At 46.7% G+C, this 22,048-nt stretch carries 15 protein-coding genes and 1 pseudogene; 11 read left to right on the forward strand and 5 right to left on the reverse strand.

The genetic code is table 11. The annotated features are described in order from the left end of the window. The first annotated feature begins 260 nt into the window (after positions 1–260). The 4 genes from F0P93_RS23515 to F0P93_RS23530 all read left to right on the forward strand — a co-directional run bounded on the left by F0P93_RS23515 (position 261) and on the right by F0P93_RS23530 (position 7,342). Entirely contained in the window at positions 261–653 is a 393-nt protein-coding gene (locus F0P93_RS23515) for a T9SS type A sorting domain-containing protein (RefSeq protein WP_150880176.1), read from the forward strand. Between the two features lie 182 nt (positions 654–835). Next, positions 836–3,532: a TonB-dependent receptor gene (locus F0P93_RS23520; protein ID WP_150880177.1), complete on the forward strand. Its 2,697-nt coding sequence runs from the start codon at positions 836–838 to the stop codon at positions 3,530–3,532. A gap of 102 nt (positions 3,533–3,634) precedes the next feature. Further along, positions 3,635–4,288 carry a YceI family protein gene (locus F0P93_RS23525; RefSeq protein ID WP_150880178.1) on the forward strand — a complete coding sequence of 218 codons (654 nt, stop codon included), beginning with the start codon at positions 3,635–3,637 and terminating at the stop codon, positions 4,286–4,288. Positions 4,289–4,465: 177 nt separating this feature from the next. Continuing rightward, on the forward strand, positions 4,466–7,342 hold the full coding sequence (locus F0P93_RS23530) for a PQQ-dependent sugar dehydrogenase (protein ID WP_150880179.1): 2,877 nt from the start codon (positions 4,466–4,468) through the stop codon (positions 7,340–7,342). Positions 7,343–7,413: 71 nt separating this feature from the next. Here F0P93_RS23530 and F0P93_RS23535 read toward each other — a convergent pair whose 3' ends face one another. After that, positions 7,414–8,178, reverse strand: a complete 765-nt coding sequence (locus F0P93_RS23535; protein WP_150880180.1) for an NUDIX hydrolase — start codon at positions 8,176–8,178, stop codon at positions 7,414–7,416. Between the two features lie 105 nt (positions 8,179–8,283). On the opposite strand from F0P93_RS23535, the gene F0P93_RS23540 reads away from it, so the two are divergent. Beyond that, complete coding sequence (locus tag F0P93_RS23540) at positions 8,284–9,471, forward strand: esterase (RefSeq protein ID WP_150880181.1); 1,188 nt, start codon at positions 8,284–8,286, stop codon at positions 9,469–9,471. Between the two features lie 27 nt (positions 9,472–9,498). Here F0P93_RS23540 and F0P93_RS23545 read toward each other — a convergent pair whose 3' ends face one another. Continuing rightward, a complete protein-coding gene (locus F0P93_RS23545) occupies positions 9,499–9,918 on the reverse strand; it encodes a DoxX family protein (RefSeq protein WP_150880182.1) in 420 nt (139 codons plus the stop codon). Between the two features lie 343 nt (positions 9,919–10,261). On the opposite strand from F0P93_RS23545, the gene F0P93_RS23550 reads away from it, so the two are divergent. The 3 genes from F0P93_RS23550 to F0P93_RS23560 all read left to right on the forward strand — a co-directional run bounded on the left by F0P93_RS23550 (position 10,262) and on the right by F0P93_RS23560 (position 17,071). Continuing rightward, positions 10,262–10,885, forward strand: a complete 624-nt coding sequence (locus F0P93_RS23550) for a helix-turn-helix transcriptional regulator (RefSeq protein WP_150880183.1) — start codon at positions 10,262–10,264, stop codon at positions 10,883–10,885. Between the two features lie 119 nt (positions 10,886–11,004). Further along, the gene (locus tag F0P93_RS23555; protein ID WP_150880184.1) at positions 11,005–15,303 is read left to right on the forward strand and encodes a PA14 domain-containing protein; all 4,299 of its coding nucleotides are present in this window, start codon (positions 11,005–11,007) and stop codon (positions 15,301–15,303) included. A 112-nt stretch (positions 15,304–15,415) separates the two neighbouring features. Further along, the gene (locus tag F0P93_RS23560; protein WP_150880185.1) at positions 15,416–17,071 is read left to right on the forward strand and encodes a hypothetical protein; all 1,656 of its coding nucleotides are present in this window, start codon (positions 15,416–15,418) and stop codon (positions 17,069–17,071) included. A 430-nt stretch (positions 17,072–17,501) separates the two neighbouring features. Here F0P93_RS23560 and F0P93_RS23565 read toward each other — a convergent pair. Next, positions 17,502–17,779: pseudogene (locus F0P93_RS23565) on the reverse strand (transposase); the annotation flags it as partial. Positions 17,780–18,067: 288 nt separating this feature from the next. Between F0P93_RS23565 and F0P93_RS32070 the strand changes: the two are divergent. From F0P93_RS32070 to F0P93_RS23580, 3 genes are all read left to right on the forward strand, one after another. Then, positions 18,068–18,748 carry an ISAon1 family transposase gene (locus F0P93_RS32070; RefSeq protein ID WP_445482306.1) on the forward strand — a complete coding sequence of 227 codons (681 nt, stop codon included), beginning with the start codon at positions 18,068–18,070 and terminating at the stop codon, positions 18,746–18,748. Further along, positions 18,667–19,053 (forward strand): transposase, encoded by a 387-nt coding sequence (locus F0P93_RS32075; protein WP_445482307.1) that lies wholly within the window; start codon positions 18,667–18,669, stop codon positions 19,051–19,053. The genes F0P93_RS32070 and F0P93_RS32075 overlap by 82 nt, the downstream gene beginning before the upstream one ends. 327 nt (positions 19,054–19,380) lie before the next feature. After that, complete coding sequence (locus F0P93_RS23580) at positions 19,381–19,635, forward strand: hypothetical protein (RefSeq protein ID WP_150880186.1); 255 nt, start codon at positions 19,381–19,383, stop codon at positions 19,633–19,635. A 33-nt stretch (positions 19,636–19,668) separates the two neighbouring features. On the opposite strand, the gene F0P93_RS23585 is transcribed toward F0P93_RS23580, so the two are convergent. Beyond that, positions 19,669–21,231: a hypothetical protein gene (locus F0P93_RS23585; protein ID WP_150880187.1), complete on the reverse strand. Its 1,563-nt coding sequence runs from the start codon at positions 21,229–21,231 to the stop codon at positions 19,669–19,671. After that, positions 21,221–21,826 carry an RNA polymerase sigma factor gene (locus tag F0P93_RS23590; protein ID WP_150880188.1) on the reverse strand — a complete coding sequence of 202 codons (606 nt, stop codon included), beginning with the start codon at positions 21,824–21,826 and terminating at the stop codon, positions 21,221–21,223. The genes F0P93_RS23585 and F0P93_RS23590 overlap by 11 nt, the downstream gene beginning before the upstream one ends. Positions 21,827–22,048: the final 222 nt, after the last annotated feature.

The following is a 22,048-nucleotide window of genomic DNA, read 5'->3' on the forward strand; positions in this document are numbered from 1 at the left end:
GCGAAGAATCGACAAATTGCCAGCTTGTCCCGACCAATAGCCGATTTTTACCTATTAGCCCCCTCCGAACCTCTTTTCGGAACAAAACCGGTCCATTTTTGGCATTAATCGGTCGAAACACGTCTTTAGTCGACATCCGTAACTTGCTGGTATATCGCGTTTTGCGGGCCGTTTTTTCCGCTGTTGCTTTGTATCGTTGATCAGCCACATCCGGCCACCAACCCATCAAACCGTTCATTTCACACAAAATACATACTCGTATGAAAACCGCATTCGCTTCCATCGTTGCCGCTCTTTTGGTCAGTGCCTCATCCTTGAGTTTCGCCAACATCACCCCCAAACCGGGTGATCAGGCTCCCTTCGAAACCTCAGTCATTGCATTTCCGTCTACCATGAAAATTGACGTTGTCGTTCAGAATCTGGAAGGCACCAACCTGACGATCCGCCTTGTTGACCATCTGGGCATTACTCAGGCCACGCAAAGACTCAGCAAACACGAGAAAGCTCTCCGCACCCGCTTCGATATCAGCGCCCTAACCGACGGCATTTACAAAGTGGTGGTTTCGGACGGTGCCAACACCCGGACGCAGGAAATCAATATTTCGACCAACGTGCCAACCCCCACGACCTACCGCACGGTTTCCATTGGGTAATTTGTTGATCAGGACAACCGCCGATGGGTAGTTGTCCTGATCTTCATCCCAATAATACCATTTGGATTCATCGGTCAAAAGACGTCATCCGGCGACGTTTTCACGCCCTTAGTCTATTTCGTTTTTCAGAATCCTCCCACAATCGTTGATTTGCATATTCATTGTCTAATGAACTCAAAATCATGAACAAATTTTCCCTCTCTCTATTTTTCACAATCGTATGCAGTCTGGCCGCCGTTCAGACATTCGCCCAGTTTCCGGGCGGTGGTGGGGGTGGTTTTGGTGGCGGTCGGATGGGACAACCCGGTGGCCAACGCAATGGTGAAAAAGAAAAAACATTCATTCCCGGTACCGTCGATGACGACAAACCCCGCGGCAACGGCAAAATTTCCGGGCTGGTGATGGATTCGACTTCCAACAAACCCGTTGAATATACAACCATTGCCCTGATGGATATAAAAACCGGGAAGCCCATCGACGGGACCACGGCCGACGGCAAGGGGAAATTTATCTTATCCAAACTCGCTCCCGGCGAATACAAACTGCAATACTCCTTCATTGGCTACCAGAACAAGCTGTCTGCCCCAATCAAAATTGAAAAGGGTTCCGACATCAACGTCGGCGTCATCAAACTGTCGCAGGACGTTCGGCTGCTCAACGAAGTAACCGTTACGGGTCAGGCAGCCTTGATCGAAGAGAAAGTGGACCGGCTGGTGTATAACGCCGAAAAAGACATCACGTCCAAAGGGGGCGATGCCGCCGACATTATGCGGAAAGTCCCGATGCTGAGCGTCGATCTGGACGGCAACGTCAGTTTGCGCGGTAGCAGCAACGTTCGGGTTCTGATCAACAACAAACCGTCAACGATCGTGGCCAGCAGCGTGGCCGACGCCCTCAAGCAGATTCCGGCTGATATGATCAAGTCGATTGAAGTCATCACCAGCCCGTCGGCCAAATACGATGCGGAAGGCTCTGCCGGGATCATCAACATCATCACCAAAAAGAACACCCTGCAGGGCGCAACCCTGAACATGGACGTCGGCACGGGCAACCGGAGTTCGAACCTGAACCTGAACGCCAGCTATCGCCAGGGCAAAATGGGCTTCAACCTCGGCGGTTTTGGCCGGGCGATGTACAACATCAGAGGAGCTTTCAACAGCACGCAACAGACCACCGGCCAACTGGGCACGACCACCACAATTCAAAACGCCGATACCCGCCAGGCCGGGATGTTTGGCAACTACCAGTTGGGTTGGGATTACGACATTGACAAAAACACCTCGCTGTCGGCCAGCCTGCGCTACGGCATGCGGAACATGATTAACTACCAGGATAACCTGCAAACGCTGTCGTACATCAACCTGCTGTCGACCAGGACTGGTCGGAACGTGGAAACCAAAAACCTCTCCGGTACGGTCGATGCGAACGTAAGCTACACCAAAACCTACAAACCGAATCAGGAATTCAGCGTTCTGGGCTTATACAGCCGCAACAACAACACCAACAACTTTGTGGCGGAACTGCTCAACGGTGTCGACATGCAAACCATCACCAGCCGGCAACGCAACGACAACCTGAGCTACAACCAGGAATCGACCTTGCAGATGGATTACCAGACGCCGATCAAAGCAAACCAATTGCTGGAGTTTGGCGGAAAAGGCATCTTCCGGAACGTCAACAGCGATTACCAATATTACACAACGATGGGCGATAATGAGAACTACCAGATCAGCCCGATCCAGCCGGCCAATACACTGAACTACGACCAGAACATCATGGCGACGTATGTTGCCTACACCTACGCTTCCAAGACGAAATGGACACTGAAAGCGGGTGGTCGTTATGAGTACACGTTCATCAACGCCAAGTTCAGCAACGAGCAGGGCAGCGATTTGAGTGACATTCCGGACTACGGTGTTTTTGTACCGAGTGTGAACCTGTCGAAAGGACTGAAAGGCGGCAAAATCGTAAAACTGGGCTATAACCGCCGGATTCAACGGCCGGGCATCCAGTTTCTGAACCCCAACATCAACTCGGCCAACCCCCTCAACACCAGCCAGGGGAACCCCTATCTGAAACCGGAATACACTGACAACGTTGAACTGGGCCTGAGCGGACAGATCAAGAAGTTCTACATGAATGCGACGCTGTTTGCCCGCCAGACCAACAACTCCATTACGAGTGTTCGGGATGTGACGCAGATCAATACCGGAACGGAGGCTAATCCGGTTTATCAGCAAGCCATCAGCAGCACCTTCCAGAACATCGGAAAAGAGCAGGCCTATGGAGCAAATTTGTTTACCAATGTGACCCTGTTTTCCAAATGGCAACTGGGTGGGGGGATCGACCTGTACCATACGTACCTGACCAACAACAACGCCAGTGCCATCTACGGCGCATCCAATTCGGGCTGGGTCATTGGTGGCCGGTTGTTCACGAGCGTCACGCTGAAAAACGGCTGGGGTCTCCAAGGTTTCGGCGGGGGCCGCGGACGGCAGATCAACCTGCAGGGATACCAGGGCAGCTTTGCGTTCTACAACCTGGGTGTCAAGAAAGATTTCAACAACAAACGGGGCAGCATCGGCCTGGGTGCCGAAAACTTCCTGAATCACCCCTTCAAAGTGCGTTCGGAATCGTCGTCGCCGATTCTGACCCAGAGAAGCGTCAACAGCATGTACAATGCCGGGGTTCGCGTGAACTTCTCCTACCGTTTAGGTAAAATGAGCCTCGACGGTTCCGGTTTCAGCTTCGGCCGCAGGAAGAAGACCATCAACAACGACGACCAGAAAGGTGGTGGTGGTGACGATAGTGGTGGGGCAACCCAACAGGCTCAACCGGCAACCGGTGGCGCAACGGGCGGTCGTCCCCGTCAAAAATAATTCTGAATACCCCTGAATCGATGGCCGGACTTTCAAAATAAAGACTTCTGAAAGTCCGGTTTAACCAAAACCGTATCAATTAACCAACCTCTCTATTCATTTATGAAAACGAAGCAAATTTTTGCCGGTCTGTTAGCCTTAGGTATGCTGGCTTCCACCCCACTGACCATCATCGCCGGCACACCGGGTTCCGACAAACGTCCGGGAAAAGTAGTCGCCAAAACCGTTACGTATGCGGTTGATACCGAACAGAGCACTGTGGTCTGGAATGCCAAGAAAGTAGGCGGTGAACACACCGGGAACATCAAATTGTCGAAAGGCGAATTCGTTTTCAATGGCAACAAGTTAACGGCCGGTACATTTACCGCCGACATGACAACGCTCAGCGAGAATAAAAACAGCGAGCGCGTGGTGAACCACTTGAAAGGCGATGATTTCTTTTCCGTCGAAAAAAATCCAACGGCCGCTTTCAAGATTACCAAACTGGATGCGATTTCGGGTGCCAAAACCGGCGAAGCCAACTACAACGTAACTGGTGATCTGACCATTAAAGGAACCACCAATCCGATCACGTTTCCGGCGGTTGTTAAAGTAGCGGGCGATGCGGTAGAAGCCACGGCGAAACTGGTTGTCAACCGGTTGGCCTACGACATCAAATACCGGGCGGCTGTCATCGGTACGGCGGCTGATAAAATCATTGAAGATACCTTTACGCTTGACCTGAAACTGGTCGGCAAGAAGTCGAAGCCAATGTAAATTGAAGCGGCCCGTGCCAGCTTCTGCCTCTGTCATTCGCTGTCAAAAGAATTTACGAATTTTCATTAATTAATACTATTTTTAATGAAATTTGGTACATTCTGAAGACAACGAATGACTTTTTTTATGAAAATCGATGCTCAACACCAAACCACAAGGAATACCGGACCAATTAATATGAACTATAAAGGCTTTTTACCAAAACCGCTATCCCTCCTGCTGAATACCGGGTTGCTGATCGGGTTGGCTTCGTTTACGATACAAGACAATCCCAACGATCAAAAACCGGATGAGAGCCGGTTTACACCCGTCGTCATTGCCGACAATTTAGACGAACCGATGGTGTTTGAAGTGCTTAAAGATGGCACAGCTTACATCATTGAACGCAAAGGCGCTTTCAAAAAATACGACCCCGCGACCAAAACCGTCAATCTGATTGCGACCATTCCCGTCAACACCAAATACACCAGTGCCGAAGGCGTCTCGCGCGAAGCTGAAGAAGGGCTGATGGGGCTGTCGCTCGACCCCAATTTCGATAAAAACCACTGGGTGTATCTGTATTATGCCCACCCAACCGAAAAGAAGCACATTCTGACCCGCTGGAATCTGGTCGATGACAAACTGAGTTCTGAAAAGGTGGTGCTGGAAGTGACGACCCAGCGCGAAGTATGCTGCCACACCGGGGGTGGGATGACCTGGGACAAAGCCGGGAACCTCTACCTGACCGTTGGCAACAACACCGGCAACCAGCAGGCGGCCCAAACTGATGAGCGGCCCGGCCGCGCCAGTTGGGATGACCAGGGACACGCCGGTAACACCAACGATTTGCGCGGTAAGATTCTGCGCATTCACCCCGAAGCCGACGGTTCGTATTCCATTCCGGAAGGCAATCTGTATCCGAAAGGAACCGCCAAAACCCGCCCGGAAATCTATTCCATGGGCCACCGCAACCCCTGGCGGATTTCCATCGACAGCAAAACCGGTTTTCTCTACTGGGGTGAAGTCGGCCCCGATGCCGGCGAAGACACCGAAATTGGCCCGCGCGGGTACGATGAGCTGAACCAGGGCCGCAAACCGGGCAACTTCGGCTGGCCGTGGTTTGTCGGTAACGACCAGGCGTTTCCGGTTTTCGATTATGCAACGAATAAACCGCTGGACAAAAAAGACCCCAGAAAACTCGTCAACAATTCGCCCAATAACACCGGCTTGACGGAACTACCGCCGGTGGCGCCTTCTTTTATCTATTATCCATACGGTATTTCGGAGAAATTTCCGCTGGTGGGCAGCGGTTCGCGCAGTGCAACGGGTGGCCCGATATACCACCGCTCCGATTTCAAAGATCCCAAGCGTCCGTGGCCAGCGTATTACGAAGGAAAATGGATTGCGACCGACTTCTCCCGGGGCTGGATTATGGCGATTACGATGGACGAAAACGGCGATTACCAGTCGATGGAGCGGGTGTTACCCAACTACCGACCGGTTGAACCGATCGACATGAAATTTGGGCCGGATGGTGATTTGTACACGCTGGAATACGGCAGCAACTGGTTCCGAAAAAGTGACAATTCACGGCTGGTTCGGCTCGAATACAACGGCGGAAACCGGAAACCGCTCGTCCAGGCAGCCGCCAGCAAAAAAGGCGGTACGGTTCCTTTCCAGATCACGTTATCATCGGAAGGCAGTAAAGATTTTGACGGCGACGCGCTGAAATACCAGTGGAAAGTGGCTTCGGGCGGTGGGGCCGCCCGGGTCTTTACAACGGCCAATCCGACCGTATCCTTCGATAAACCGGGCGTTTATACCGCCACGCTGACGGTGAGCGATCCGCAGGGTGCCAGCAACAGCCAGTCGGTCAAAATCATCGCGGGGAATGAACCGCCCGTTGTGGCCGTGAATTTAACCGGTAACAAGTCCTTTTTCTTCCCCGACAAACCGATTCAGTACGCGGTTCAGGTAAGCGATAAAGAAGATGGTAAACTTGCCGGGTCGAACGCGACATCGGGGCAAATCAGTCCGTCGCGGGTCGCCATCAGCATCGATTACACATCCGAAGGCTTCGATTACGCCGAAGTGATTCAGAGTCAGCGCAGTGTCGATGCTTCGACGCAATTTGCCGTGGCGCAGACCCTGATCGGCCAGAGCGATTGCAAAGTCTGTCACCAGGTTGCCACTAAATCCGTTGGGCCGTCGTTCCATGACATTGCCAACCGCTACAAAGGCAAATCCGAAGCGTCGGGGCAACTGGTTAAAAAAGTGATTAGCGGTGGTGGTGGCGTCTGGGGCGAAGTCGTGATGCCCGCTCACCCGGCGATGTCGGCCGGCGATGCCGCTGCGATTGTCAAATACATCCTGAACAGCACCGAAAAAAACCTAAGCACCTTGCCGACGCAGGGTAGTTATGCGCTCAAAATTCCGGAGGGCGACAATGGGAAAGGAACCGTCTTGGTACGGGCGTCTTATACCGACCGGCCGGTCAAAACCATTCCTTCGCAGACCTCGGAAAGCCAGCTTATTCTGCGCAACCCGGAAGTCAGCCCGGCCGATGCTGAGGTCACCAAAGGCGTTGATATCAAAGCCCGGGGTATGGGAACCGGGGTGAGTTTGGTGGCTTTTTCAAAGGGGTACATCGGGTATAAAAAGCTGGACCTGACCGACATCAAACAACTGGAACTCATTGCTTCGGCTCAGAAACGCGATGGCAGTGTCGGCGGAACCATTGAAATCCGGCTGGACTCTCCAACGGGCGATCTGATCGGTCAAACCGTTGTGGAGGTGGCCCAACCGAGAGCGCCAGGGGCCGCACCCACGGCGACGGCCATTCAAACCGCCGGTGGCAATGCGCCCACAGCCGGAACGGGTGTTACCACTCCGCCAAAATCAACAACGGCGGCTGCTCCTTCTTACACGCCCCGTGGCCCGGCACCTCTGAAAGTTGCGTTGAAAGAAACCACCGGGGTTCATGACGTCTACCTGGTTTTCAAAAACGATCAGGCGAAAGCCATCGAGCCGCTGCTGTCCCTGGTCAGTATCAAGTTCAGCCCGGTAGAAAAATAGGCCTACTCTTACCAAAACGAACAGCGCCCGAACGGAGGTTTTCTCCGTTCGGGCGCTGTTCGTTTTGAACGTTAACTAAAGGCGAGATTGCCTTCCTGCAACGCTTTTTCGTACTTTTCTTTATTAAACCGGAACAAATACGGCGACTTGAAAGCCCCACCCTTCCGTTGTTCTTCCAGCCGTTCGATGATGCCCAATGCCCGCATCTTTTTGGAAAAATTACGGGGATCCAGCGGTCGGTTCAGGATGGTTTCGTAGAGTCGCTGGAGTTCGGGCATGGTAAATTTTTCGGGCAGCAGATTATACCCGACCGGTTGCCAGCTTAGTTGAACACGTAACGTCCTGAGCGCCACGGCCACAATATGGTTATGATCGAAAAGCAAGGAGGGCAATTTTTCAACATCCCACCACCGGCATTCATCCGTCAGAAAATCAGCGGTGGGGGCCACTTTCGAAAAATCGACCAGGGCAAAATAACCAATTGATACGGTACGATCGGGCCATTGTCGGGACGATGTATCCGGCCAACTCAGTTTTTGGCTGATTTCCTGCCGGTTATACCGTACATCTTCGCCAAAGGTGTGAAATTGCTGGAGAAAAAGCTCCTTGATCCCGGTACGTTCTTCCAGAATGCGTTGAGCCGCCACATCGACCGATTCGTTCTTGTAGATAAAACCGCCCGGCAATCCCCACTCCTCGGTTTGCTTCCATCGTAACAATAACACTTTCAACTGATTATCATAAAATCCAAAAATCACGCAGTCGATTGAAAGGCCCAACACACACCGTGCATCGACTTCATTGAAATACTCCTCCAGTTGCTTCTTGTAATTCATAGAGAAAAAATAAAAAATTAGCTTTATGTATTCCTTACATATTCACTATTTATTTTTATACCCTGTCAGGGTCTGCGACCGCTGACAGGGTTAAACCTACCCGTGATGAAATCATTCACCATCCGAATTTTTCTGGGCTTTTTGTTTTTGGCCCGGTTTCCATCCACTCAAGCGCAGCAAGCGCACGTTAATTTAGACTGGAATCCGCATAAAAACACCCAAAACCTGAATCCCTTTGGCGCCAACGTTATCTCTCCCGAGGTAAGTGACGATCATAAGGTGACATTTCGACTCAAGGCACCCCGGGCTCAGGAAGTGCTGTTGACCGGTGGCCCCATGTTGCTGGCCCTCAAGGCCACTAAACCGATTCCGTTCAGAAAGGACAATGATACGCTGTGGACGCTGACCGTTGGACCGGTGAAACCGGATATTTACGTCTACAAATTCATCATCGACGGCGTAACCGTGGTCGATCCCAACAACACCCTCACCGGTTTTTCCGATCAACCCGGCTATAGCCAGCTGGTTGTTCACGGCGACGGGCCGGCGTATTACGATGCCCGCCAGGTACCACACGGCACGGTAAGCCGTCATACGTACCACTCGGCTGTGCTCAACGGCGAGCGTGAATTATACGTTTATACCCCACCCGGTTACAACCCGAAGAAAAAATACCCGGTTTTATACCTGCTAGGTGGAAGCGGAGAGCTGGCTTCAACCTGGTCGCTGGACGGGCGGGCGAACTTTATCGCCGACAACCTGATTGCGGAAGGCAAAGCCGTTCCGATGATTATTGCCATGCCGAACAACCAGGTCATTCACCGCAATGATCCAAGGCATACCGAGTTGACATTCAAGCTGTTTGAAGAAGAACTGAGAAAGCAGATTATTCCATACGTGGATAAGAACTACCGTACGCAAACCACCCCGAAAGGCCGGGCGTTAGCGGGTCTGTCGATGGGCGGGCGACATACGCAACTGGTGGGTTTCAACTGCCTGGATTTGTTCAGTTCATTCGGTTGTCTGAGTTCTGGAGATTTGAACACAGAGCAGGCCAGCGCACCATTTTTGAACGATCCGGAGATCAATAAGAAAGTAGATTATCTCCTCGTTGGACAAGGGACCGGCGAGGTGGCCACCATTGGGCTACGGGCGGTTGCGTTGCATGAGGCTTTGCAAAAACACAAAGTGAAGCACGATTATTACGTAGGGGGCGATGGTGCTCACGATTGGGCAACCTGGCGGCATTTGCTCTATTACCGTTTGCTTCCTAATTTATTTCAAAAAAAATAATTCAATTCTCTCCGGCCTTACCTGCTCTCAACCCGGCCATGTTTTGTTGGTACGACCATCGATCGAGTGCTTGCCGGGCCCCACAAAATAAAGGGTAAAATAGACCAGAAAATACAACAAGGGCATCTCTTTTTTCCCAAAAGGGTCGGCACCGTGGGCAAAAAATGCAACCACGAGCATGTTGATCATCAAGATGATGGCGGCTACCCGGGTTTGAAATCCGATCAGAATCAGAATAGAGCAGACAAACTCGGCCAGCATGGACAGGATCAGCGATGATGCACTGCCGATGCCAATGGGGTCTCCAAAAGTAAAATTACCGGTTACTACTTTCATGAATTTAGGCCAGCCATGCGTCAGCATCAGAGCTGCGACACCAATCCTCAGCATCAGTAGTGAAAAATGTACCATCGATGGGCTAGCTTTTGTTCCTAACAGTGGTTTCATAGCAGATTGTCTGGTTACTTCCCTAAACGGACTTTCGCAGGCGTCTGTTTAGGCTTTTTCATAAAAGTTCGCTTCAGCCGAATCCAGAGACCTATGCAAACCCTCTCCCACCTGGATCGTTTTCTTTTCCTAATTTCCTATTCTTTGAAAGTTATCAGCTAATTTACTTTCCGCTAATATCTCTCTGAGTCAGGACTTTATATACTGCGTATTAGACCTTAAACTTCCATAAAAACAAATTATTTTAACTTCAATTAGCAGCAATTATTTCTCAAACAAGTACTCTATAATTTACAATAGATAAGTAGTATATTTATACTATTAAAAATAAAAAACACATCTTATGAATACAATGATTGGTATACCATCTAACCATTTTATAGCCTCTTACATTACCGAAATTGCCAGATCGGTATGTTTAAGTATAAACATTATTTTCGACATTCAACAAGTTGAAAAGATCGTAAAACAGCAGCCTATTGATTGGGTTTTATTTGACATTTATGAAAAATCGACAATTTATTTTGATGTTTTGCAAGAATTGAGATTGCGGGACCAACGTTTCCAATTAGCGATATTAGTAGACAATAGCGTAAATTATACAAATAGTATCGACTATCATATTCAGAATTTAAAGCCCGATTTAGTCTGTGGCTTTCATGAATTACCACACTGTTTAAGGTTGATTGCCCTGGGACAGCGTTTTCTTCCTTCATTACCCCCCATATCGCGAATGCATGCTATACAAGGATGGAATGAATTGACTGGGCGCGAAAAAGAAGTTTTGTGGAAATTAGCGGAAGGCAAATCTACAGCGGAAATAGCCGGTATATTATACATCAGTACCAAAACAGTCGAAAACCATAAGGCAAATATTTCTTCGAAGTTAAATGTAAATGGGGGGCCGGGTTCTTTGTTAAGATTCATTTTTAAAAATAAAGCCTACATCTTATCAACTAAATATTAAATATAGAAACAAAAATAGGTAACCTATCCTAAAAACTCGCATAACATCACTCATGTAGCTAAAGAAACACTTTATGAATTTTACGAAAATACTATCGTAAAATCCACATTGTTGCTATCATGAGAAAAATAAATTACCTTGCAGGAAGGAATCGTACCTTCATAAATTTAATAGCATTATTGGCACTATTAAGTTTACAATCTTTTCGATTTAGTAACATAAATAGGGAAGGAAAAATCCCGTCTATTTTGCTAAAAAATATGGAGAAACCCGCTACATACATACTTGAAAAGAAACGAAACCCAGGAAGCGGGAAACCCAGAAGACCCATTCTTCCTCCCTCTTATCCATCCCCCAATCGAAAATCAGCCTTCTCGGGTAGCGATCCGATTCGTTTTGTCTTTTACACCAATAAAAAGCAGGTCAGTCTTGGTGAAGAAGTGGAATTAACGATCACGGCTCACTACATGGCCATGCATCCCGGCTTGCTAGCGACCTTTCCCGGCTCAAATGCGTTTAGCCTCAAAGTGCTCGTCCCGGACGGTTTCGTTCAAACGGGCGGTGACTATTTCGACCTCATCGGTACAGAGCTTTCAAACCAGCGGAAAACGGTTACCTATTCTCTCAAGGGCAAGTTTGTTTCAATTTCCAGCAATAACACCTTCCGCTTGCTACGAAGCCATAAGGACGCCGGTGCTGACAGCAAATTTATAGAGAAGGGCAAATTCCAGATTCATTGCCTTAATTCCGCCGAAAGCCTTGCCAATGCTGGGTCTTTGAAAGGATCACGGATTGCTGTAACCGAAGTTGCTTGTACACCTTTTCCAATTGTTTGTTCTGGTAACAACTTTGAGATTCGCAATCAAACTATTACTGTAGCACAGACAGGCACCTATTCGCTTGCGGTTTCGTACCGTTCCCATGAAAAATCTGCGATTGGGATCGTGCGAATCGATGGTGTTGCCCAAAATGTAGCGTTTGCTATGACTACTTCGTACCTAAACCAGGTCGTAGGTACCGTATCACTTAGTGCGGGCACTCACACGATTGGATTAAGTTCAGGTTCCGAAGGTGGGCTTGTTTGTTTTAATAACATTTGTCTGACCAACGCTGATAACTCCTGCAACTACACACCATCTGCCACCGTTAGCAACACGACTCTAGGCTGCGGGACTTCGGTAAATTTAAGTGCAACCTGCGAAGGTAGTGATTGTGCTGGGCTAAATTATAGCTGGAGTGGAAATGGCGTTGATCAAAATGGCCAGACGATTAGCGTGAATACGCCTACCAGCGATGGATTTTACACCTATACCGTGACAGCAAGTAAGAGTGGATGCAGTAAAACCGCTCAAACATCGGTCACTGTTAATGGATGCGGGTCAGGATCACTTACGGGTTGTTATGTCATCCGCTCAAAAAAAACCGGTCAGGTATTACAGTCTTTAGCGGGTGATGTAGTTGAACAACGAGCTGCAAATAGCCAGGCGAACCAAATATGGAAAGCCGAAAGCGTAGGAACCAATCAATACAGGTTCACAACGCAGGATGGTTCCGGCAAAAGCATGCAAGTCAATACGGCAAATTATGGAGAATTAATTCGAATCGGAACCTACACCGGATCCGATTTACAGAAATGGACAATCCGAAGCGACAATAACGGCAGTTATCGGATCAATACCTCCAACGGAATTACCTGGGATATGCGAAATTATGGTGTTGAGCCACAACTTCAATTATGGGGTGATATAACAGAACCGTTTGCCGACCAGCGCCTGTTTGGATTCGAGTCCGTTGGTTGCCCCACAGCCCCTCCGGCATCCGGTTCCTGCACTACCTTGCGAAATGCTGACTCCCCTACCAACCTGACTGGTGGTTTGACGTATAAGTATTATCAAAGCATCACCAACAACGATTGGTGCTCAGCCACCGGACTCAGCAACCAGGCTGTCATTAGTTCCGGTTCGGTCGGTACCATTAGCCTCACGCCCCGCCAGCGCGACGACCATTTTGGCTTCGAGTTTGCCGGATACATTCAAGTCCCGGCTGATGGACAATATACTTTTTTTCTTAACAGCGACGATGAGTCCCGGCTCAGCATTGGGGGGCAATTGATCATAGCTCATAGCGGTTGCCACGGCACAGCGACAGCAGGCCAGGAACCCAGCGGCAGCATTTGTCTGCGGGCCGGCTACCACCCCATCCAAATTCTTTACAGCCAAGGTGATGGAGGATTTGGCTTGCAAACATTCTGGCAGGGTCCCACCTTTGCCAAACAGGAAATACCCGCCAGTGCTTTGTTCCGCAGCGGAACATCGACTACAGTAGCTTGTAATTTTGTCGTCAATGCGACAGCACCGGCTACGGCTAATTGCAGTAGTGCCATTACCCTCAACGCTCCCTGCACAGGAAGTGACTGCGATGGTCTCATCTATAATTGGAGCACCGGACAAAACGGTCAATCAATCTACATCACAGCTCCAAGCAGTAACGGTACTTCTACTTATACCGTGACAGCCAGCAAAAATGGATGCAGTAGTAAAACGGCAAATACTAGTATTACCATCACAGGGTGTACAACTCTTAGCTTTCAAGATATGGGGCGAGCTGGGACACGACGCGACCAATTTGACATTGCTAAATCTAATGCTCAAAATGGTACTATTAGCATTAGTGATATTTCAAACTACAGTCTTAGCGGATACAATTCATTGTATTTTATAAACGATGTCTACGTTGGAAAGAGCTTAAATAACTATCAACTACCCGTAAATGCTAAGTACATTGTAGATAAATTAATCACAAAGTCTGATGTAATAAACGGATATCACCGTGTTGAAGATCTGTGGAAACAAAACAGTCAAGATTCTCAATGGATCAATAGTTGGCACCAGCAAATAATCGATACGTATGATGGAAGTATGCCAATAGGAGATCAGACCATAAGTAGCGGTAAAGGAAAACTTTTACCTCAATACGAAAGCTGGTTTATCAGGTCAAATAATTGGAATTCTGAATTTTTGAGAAGCACTTCCCCTTTATCATTACCTCCTGGAAAAATTTTTGGGGGAGATCCTTTAGATGCAACTGCAAATTTGGATGATTATCGTTCACATGGATGGAACGTATTTCATCGATCACACATCAATGGCCAAGATATACCATTAAGTGAGCGGTTGGTGATGCCTAATTCTGATAACTTTAAGCAAGGCCTTCTAAATTCAAGCATATCTAATAAAAATTACTCTAATGGAAATCCTACCTATGAACAAGGGGTGGCATCGCAAGATTATGCAGGAATTGATGGCTTCGGATGGCTAATTGATCAAGTTGGAGAAGGTAATAATTTTGTTTTAGGAAATAGTGATGGTTATTTAGGTTATCATGAACGTTATAAAGCAAGAAATCCAAACAGTCATACCTTTGGTAATTATAGCTCAAATTCTTTTCGTTATAGAGCCTTTTCTTACAATTTTCAGCCTCTTGGTGGCGGCTCACGCAATCCTTTAAATTTTAATAACTATTTACGCCCGTATCAAAGTCAGCAACAAGCAAGGACGGGAGTAAATGGAAACGCTGACCCATTTTATTCCGATCATGGCGGAAAAAGTCTGAGTAGTATAGGAGTTGAGCAATTATTGAACTTCTACCCTTTTGATGTAAATGACATTGATATCATTTATGTAAAACTACATGAAATGGATATTATGTTAAAGCAAGATCCTAACAATAAACCAATTGGCTATTTCTGGCCGCTTAGGGAAAATCCCGCGGGAAGTAGTGGAGGAGATGCTTCAAGTGGACAAAATTCTTATGAATGGGAGCATGAAACTACAAACCCTATTGGAAAAGTACGTCAAAAATCACATAGCATTTGTAGTTTAATTGCAGCAGAAGTATTTGCATTCGATATGATAACTCGTGGAAAAGGATTAGTCTACTTTCATAATTTACCTTTAACAGGTAATGATCGTAATAAAATTGGTAGTAGTGAATTTTACCCAACCACATGGATACCGAACCCTGGAAGTCCCAATAACTTTCCTTTTGTGACATCAAGTGAGGGAATAGTCCCATTATCTCCATTAGTAGGTTTTGACGCAAGCTATCACGGACTAATCAAAGCACAAAGAGCATTAAGTTGGCTAGAAACGGCAACTCCGAATTGGGAATACGCAACATACACATTAAATGGCGCAACGCGTACCGCTCCTGCAGATGGATCAGCTATTCTGCAACATGCATTTGACTACAAGCCCATGGCAATGATTCTACATAACGGCAATAAAAAAGTTGTCTGGGCATTTGACCCATACTGTCAACCAAATTCAACACAAACAATTAAGGTAAACCTTAATGACGGATCATCAATCGATATAATTCTTAAAGGAAATGCATTACATGTTGTCTTAATTAACTAAGACGCTTTAATTTCCGTATATTAACTTTTAAAATAATGAAATATGTTTCTTATAAATGGTTGTTAATTAGTCATTTAATAACCATTTGTAAGAAACATATTAAGAAACATTTATGATAACCAAGAATAAGAGCTCAGTAAAAACAAAGAATTACGCAGGCCTGTCACCGCAGGAATATACAACGCTTGTCTTTTTTTCTATTTTATATACAATTAAAAAGCTGCCATTCATTTTATACAATGGTCAAATAAATCCTGATGAAAGCCAAATGCTAACACAGGCAATTACGTTAAAATTTGATCCAATATTTTGGCGATCAGTTGATGGAACTACCAGTGGACCAATTAATAGCTATATAATTCTTTTATTAAAATATGCAGGATTACCATTTAATTACTTAACTCTTCATGCCACAGCTACAGGACTAGTCATTTTTTCATTATTCATTACATACCTTACATTAAGGCTATTCAACACTATTAAAGTTTCATTTTTAAGCATCATAATTATATACAGTTTTTTTTTCTTCACCAATCATAATGATTTTAACCATTATAACAGTGAATTACCTTCATTTTTTTTAATTACTTTAGCTATTTACATATTAGCTTATACATATCATAATAAAAAAATACCAATATATTTATATATTTTATTTAGTATTATTTGCTGCTTAATACCTTTCGCAAAATTGCAAGGAGGGCCGCTTGCCATTCTATACTTATTGTATGAGTTTTTTATTATATTAAAAAGAAAATTAAATAAAACAGCAGCTATTGTTGGCCTTGGCAGTGGAATGGTAATTGTGGGAGGATCTTTATTGGCATATTTATTTTATAATAATATAATATACGATTTCTATATAATGTATATCAAAACCAATTTAAACCACTATAATGTGGGAGATCCATTTAGTTTATTTATTAAATTAATATTCAAATCGTCTTACGACTATTTATTTTTTTTAATTTACAACATTATAATATGGTCAACTTTCCCCATAGTTATAAGCAAAAAAAATTATTCATATCTTATATATAAAGATAATGTATTCATATTTTTATCAATAAACATTGTAGTTTCTTACATAGTTGTTACTCGCACAGGCTATACTTTTGAACATTATTTATTCTACACGCTTTTTCCCATCACCTTACTCACATCACATATGCTAAGCCATATCTTTGAGTACCGTGACATTAAAAAATACACTTTTCCAATAGTAAGTATAATGATGACTGGATTATTCATCGGCCTTGTTACCGTGCATATATTAAAGTATAATAGGAAAAATCAAAATTTCAAGAGATTTGAACTTGCACAACATGAAATTAATGTTATCAAATTAATTAATTACTACACTAAACCAACTGATTGCCTCGTCGTATGGGGATGGAATTTGACTTATCATACTCTTACCGGATTAAGGCAAGGTACTCGAGAAAATCATTCCATACGATGCATGACGACTAACTCTTTAGGCGCTATCCATGACCCTTATCTTATTGAATATTATTGCCATCAATATGTAAATGATATCAAACGGAATCGACCTGCTGTGTTTATAGATGAAGTTAAAATGAATTCAATTTTTAAGGACCCTAATTTGGTTGCACACCAAACAATTCCAGATTTAAGAAATACCATTATGACAAACTACACACTAATAGACCAGCAAGCAGGGGTTTTAGTGTATGTAAGAAAAGACATATTGAAAATTCGGGGGAAACTGAATTTGGGCTTGCAAAAATATGGTAGAAATTTTTAAGCGACCATTAAGGAATTGTAAAATATAATTCCTCTTAACTGGACGTGCGGTAGTTGAAGAGTAAATGTAGTCGTCGGCACTGACAGCCTTGTACCATTGTGCCAATCCTCAATACATCAAAGGTAGACAACCGATCCGATATGAATATGGTTTACCAACTCGCTTGTGAGAGTGGTAAAAAAGACTCTCAACAACCACTTCACCCCAACAATTTCCTTCAAGGCGGCTGGGTAGCCCCATCAAACTTAGTCTATAGTTCATCCCTCATAAGAGGTTGTTGAGGATTTTATAACTAGCTGAAAAAAGTGGGTGCCTGCTTACCTTTATGTTGCAACACAATGAGGTGGGGCCGCCCTTTAGGTTTGAGGGTTGGTAAGAAACCAAGATTGGGTAGCTTGCCAACCCTCAAACCTAAAGGGCGGCCCCGTTAAAGTTTTTTTTTGAGTACGTCTTGTAGCATCTGCTTATCTAAACTCAGGTCGGCTACGAGTTGCTTCAGTTTCTGATTTTCTTCGGCACCGGCCGCCCGGCTCCAACTGTCGAAGGTTTCGTAGTTCTGGAACCCCTAAACCAGCGTACTTCTTCCACGCGGGCGGCCCCGTTCCAGTTGTAATAGGTAGCCTCGCTGACTCCCATCTTCCGGCAAACTTCCGCCACAGGTACACCAGTGTCAGCTTGACGCAGGGCAAAAATGATGGCTCGGGCCACCCCGTTGTGCTTCGATGAACTTCGTCTTTTTCATGAGCGATTTTGGATTATTTAAGTTATCAAAATCGCCCGAATTTCTCTACTTGTTCACTGTCCAGTTTTTAGGGCCAAGGTCACATTCAAGACTTCCCCATCCGTGATAAACGAGTTTTTATTCATATTAAACGTCGTCGCTCGCCACCGTGGCGCGGTTAAATTCCAGGACGGGTCAAATCCAGCAAAGGAATTGGTCCCAGGTAGCCCAGGGAACGCGGATGACGAAAGAATTCGCGGATTTTTTAAAAGAGATTGACGGATTTATTCCCCCACAGTACCAGTACCCGGGGTCGTTTATATGGCGTTAATGGGAAACGCTTATCAGCTCAATACCGCACCCATTTGAGCCATTTTCAAAACTGGTCCCAGCGAGGCCACGCTAAACAGTGGCTGCTCTACCCTCAAAACCTGGGCACGTATCTGTCGATTGATGAGACGTCACTTTCGCAAGGTGAGTTGTATACGATTCTAACTAATAAAGCGTCAAAAGGCCAAAAGGGCAGTATTGTGGCCATTATCGCTGGAACAAAAGCGGAAACGGTGATCGCTATTCTACGGAAAATTCCCGAAAAGCTTCGTAAAAAGGTCGCCGAAATTACCTTGGATATAGTGGGCAATATGGCGCTGATTGCCAAAAAATGCTTTACCCAAGCCACCCAGGTCACCGACCGGTTCCATGTCCAGCAATTAGCCCTGGAAGCCGTCCAGGAGATGCGTGTCCAGTACCGGTGGCAAGCCCTGGAGGCAGAAAATGAAGCCCTTGAACAAGCCAAAGCCACTCAGAGCGCGTATGAGACGGAAGTGCTTTCCAATGGCATACGCTCAAACAACTGCTGGCTCGCAGCCGGTATGTGCTTTATAAAAAATCGGGTGATTGGACTGACAGTCAACGGGAACGGGCGGCTTTGCTTTTTGATCACTACCCTGATCTAAAGAAAGCCTATGATTTCAGTCAAGCCCTCAGTCACATTTTTGAGAATACGACCGATAAACTTTATGGCTTAGCACGGCTGGCAAAGTGGCATGAAAAAGTCCGACAGTGCGGTTTCAAGGCCTTCAACACGGTGGCCCTTTCCATTCAGAACGATTATGAGACGATTCTCAACTACTTTGACAACCGCAGCACCAATGCGTCGGCCGAATCCTTTAATGCCAAAATCAAAGCCTTCCGAGCCCAATTCAGAGGGGTAAGAAATGCGGAGTTTTTCCTGTACCGATTAACCCAGTTATATGCTTAATCCAAGATGATCCACAACTTTTCTTCTTGATCCGGTATAAATCAGATTCTGAAGTCGGAATGCGATCACGGATATCCCTACCGGACAACAGTCATTCTCACCACAGGTTTGCTCCTGGGTTCTACTGGAGTGTACTTCTTAAAGCTTCCCAGGAAAAACCAAAATTTCACAATGGTTTCAGCTCCCTTGCTTGAAACACGAATCCTCGGTCTAATCAAAAAGTATTCAAAACCAACCGATTGCCTGGTCGTCTGGGGGTGGAATATGCGGTATCATACCCTAAGCGGATTGAGACAGGGCACGAAAGAAAATCACTCAATCCGATGTATGGAAACGAATTCATTAGGCACGATTCATGACCCTCAACTCATTGCCTATTACGGTCGGGAGTACGTAGATGACCTGAAACGAAACAACCCTTCCGTCTTCATCGATGAGGTAAAAGCAAACCGTTTTTTTGAGAATCCCGAATGGGTTATACACCAAAAAAATCCAGCGCTAAAACAGGTTATTGCCGATAAGTACCGGTTGTTGACACAAGAATCCGGCGTTTCGGTTTACGTACGCAAAGATCTTTTGTAGACCTACGAACAACATTTCGCTTTAAATACGATCTCAAAACTGATACAACAACCGCGCGCGCATCCCGGCCGAAGTGTGATTCAAACTAAACTGCGTAGACAACAAAGGGCTTGACAAATACGGATTGGCCTGAATCACCCAGTGACTCCATTGCTTCTCGAAAGCAACCCCCACGAGCCAGTTATTATAGACGGCGGGAGAACACTTCTCGTAGAACTTTTGCGCCATAAATTCATACGGTCCCATCCGGTTGGTGTACGAAATTTTCTCGCGGGCTTCCAGACTGAAGCTCGCGCCAACGGAGGGCGTAATCGTAAAAGAATTCCCGACCGGCAGACGATACCCAAAAGTGACCGGTAATTGCCAGGTCTTTCCACTGCGGGCAATGTTCAAAATTTCAATGCGCTTGTCCCCAGGCACTTTACCCGGATAATCCCGCCGGAATTCAGTTTTTTTCTTGATAAAATACTGTCCTTCCGTAATATACTCTTCGCCCGAAACACTCAGGCGCGTCAATCCGATGCCAATCGTCAACCGATCCCCCATCAGAACTTCACTCGCCAGCCCGTAACCTGACTGACCGCCACTCAATTGCGCACTGCCCCCAATCCGGAAATGAACGAAACGCTGCCGCTCTTCCACCCCCGGTTTTGAACCCGAAGAGGTCGCAACGGCCGAATGCGTTGCCAACGGCCGGATTCGCCGGACCCGGCGCTGGTAGTTTTCGACGTAATAACTGGAATCAAATTTCAACGGCCGATTCAGCACCGGCTCCCAGGAGATAGAAGCGGATTCCGCTGAACCCGTTGTCGACCCGTTGTTTCCCGGAACATCTACCGAACCCGAAACACCGCTTGACAACGGCCGGGAGGTTTCCAAACCGGTGGGTTTCTGCCGTCCCGAATACCGGTTCGGGTTCCGATTCCAGCGATCCGTGGCAGATTGCGGCAAACGACCTGAAGGAAGCGTGTTTCGCTCCGATTGCTCCGAAAGTACACGACCGGTTTTTGAGGGATCCGATTCCGATCCATTCAGCCCGGGTTCAGATTCTGTCAGGCGCTCTTTCGGGCCGAACCGATCCGGTAAAGCTTTGCCTTCCAACCGGTTTCGATTCCGACCTGGAGTCGATTCGGCGGGCGGGTTTTTGTCGGTGGAGTTCGTTGCCGATGGATCTGCTTCCAGACGGTTGGCCAGTTCGCGATCATCATCCCGCTGAACACCCGGAACAGAAGGCCTCAACCGGGGTGATGGAACGAGAATCTCGCGCGTGATGTAGACCGTATCGGTTTTTGGCGACTGGGCGACCGGTGTTTCCAGCGGGGCCTGTTGCAGAATCGTGACGCTATCCTTCAGAGAATGAACGGTTTGTGCCAGTTTCTGATTGGTACGGTATTGCCACACCGCCAGAATAACCAGCCCGGCCACTGTGGCGGCACTCATCATCGGCACAAGCCACTGCGTAACCGCCCCGCCGATGGAAGGTACGCCATTGCGACGCAGAACAGACCGAAGATGCACCCAATCGGTCTCCTGGAACGGAGGGTCTATCCCCTCCAGCTTTTGTCGTATATTTTCCTCAAATTTATCAGTTTTCATAGTAACGAATAGGAATCGCGGGGTCGGATGGAAACAGGTGTGGGTACGCAGACCGAATGGCCTGTTGAAGACGTTGCCGCGACCGTAAAAAATGCGAACGGATCGTGGCTTCGTTGCTCTGTAACACCTCGGCAATTTCCCGAAGACTGTAGCCATCTACTACATGCATCGAAAACACAGTACGGTAGGCTGGCGGCAGTTGCTGCACCAGCGCCAGAATTTCGTCGGCCGAAATCTGGCCAATCACATCGTCTTCGAACGGCACATCCTGACCGGCCTCCAACGAACTCATGTCTAATTTGTGGTATTTGCGGTAATAACTGATGGCGGTATTGATCAGAATCGACCGCAGCCACGCTTTGAAAGGATGAGTAGCATCGTATTGATGCAGTCGTTGAAATACTTTGAGAAAGCTCTCATTCAAGACTTCTTCGGCTTCCTCCGTCGTAGCCGAATACCGCAGGCAAATACTTTTGGAATAGCCATAAAACTTTTTAAATAAAACACGTTGAGCCTGCGCATCATGGTTGCGGCAGGCTTCAATAATACTATCAATATCGTTTTCCGCGAAGGAAGGGCGCTTTCGAAAGAACAAGGCCGTAACGATTTAAGTAAATGATTCACTCATATCATCCCAATACGTCAAAAACCGACCGGCTGTTGCAGCAACCAGGCACTATTTTTTATTTTTTTTCAATCTCTCAATTTCTACATTTTTTTCGATTTGGTCTGCAACGGTGCCGGTTTTCCAGGCGTAATGTCAATTGTATCGTCGAAAAAAACGGTTCGCTCCCAAATGAGTCTCCCGCTTTTTTCG

The sequence above is a fragment of the Larkinella humicola genome (genome assembly GCF_008727875.1).
GTDB lineage: Bacteria > Bacteroidota > Bacteroidia > Cytophagales > Spirosomataceae > Larkinella > Larkinella humicola.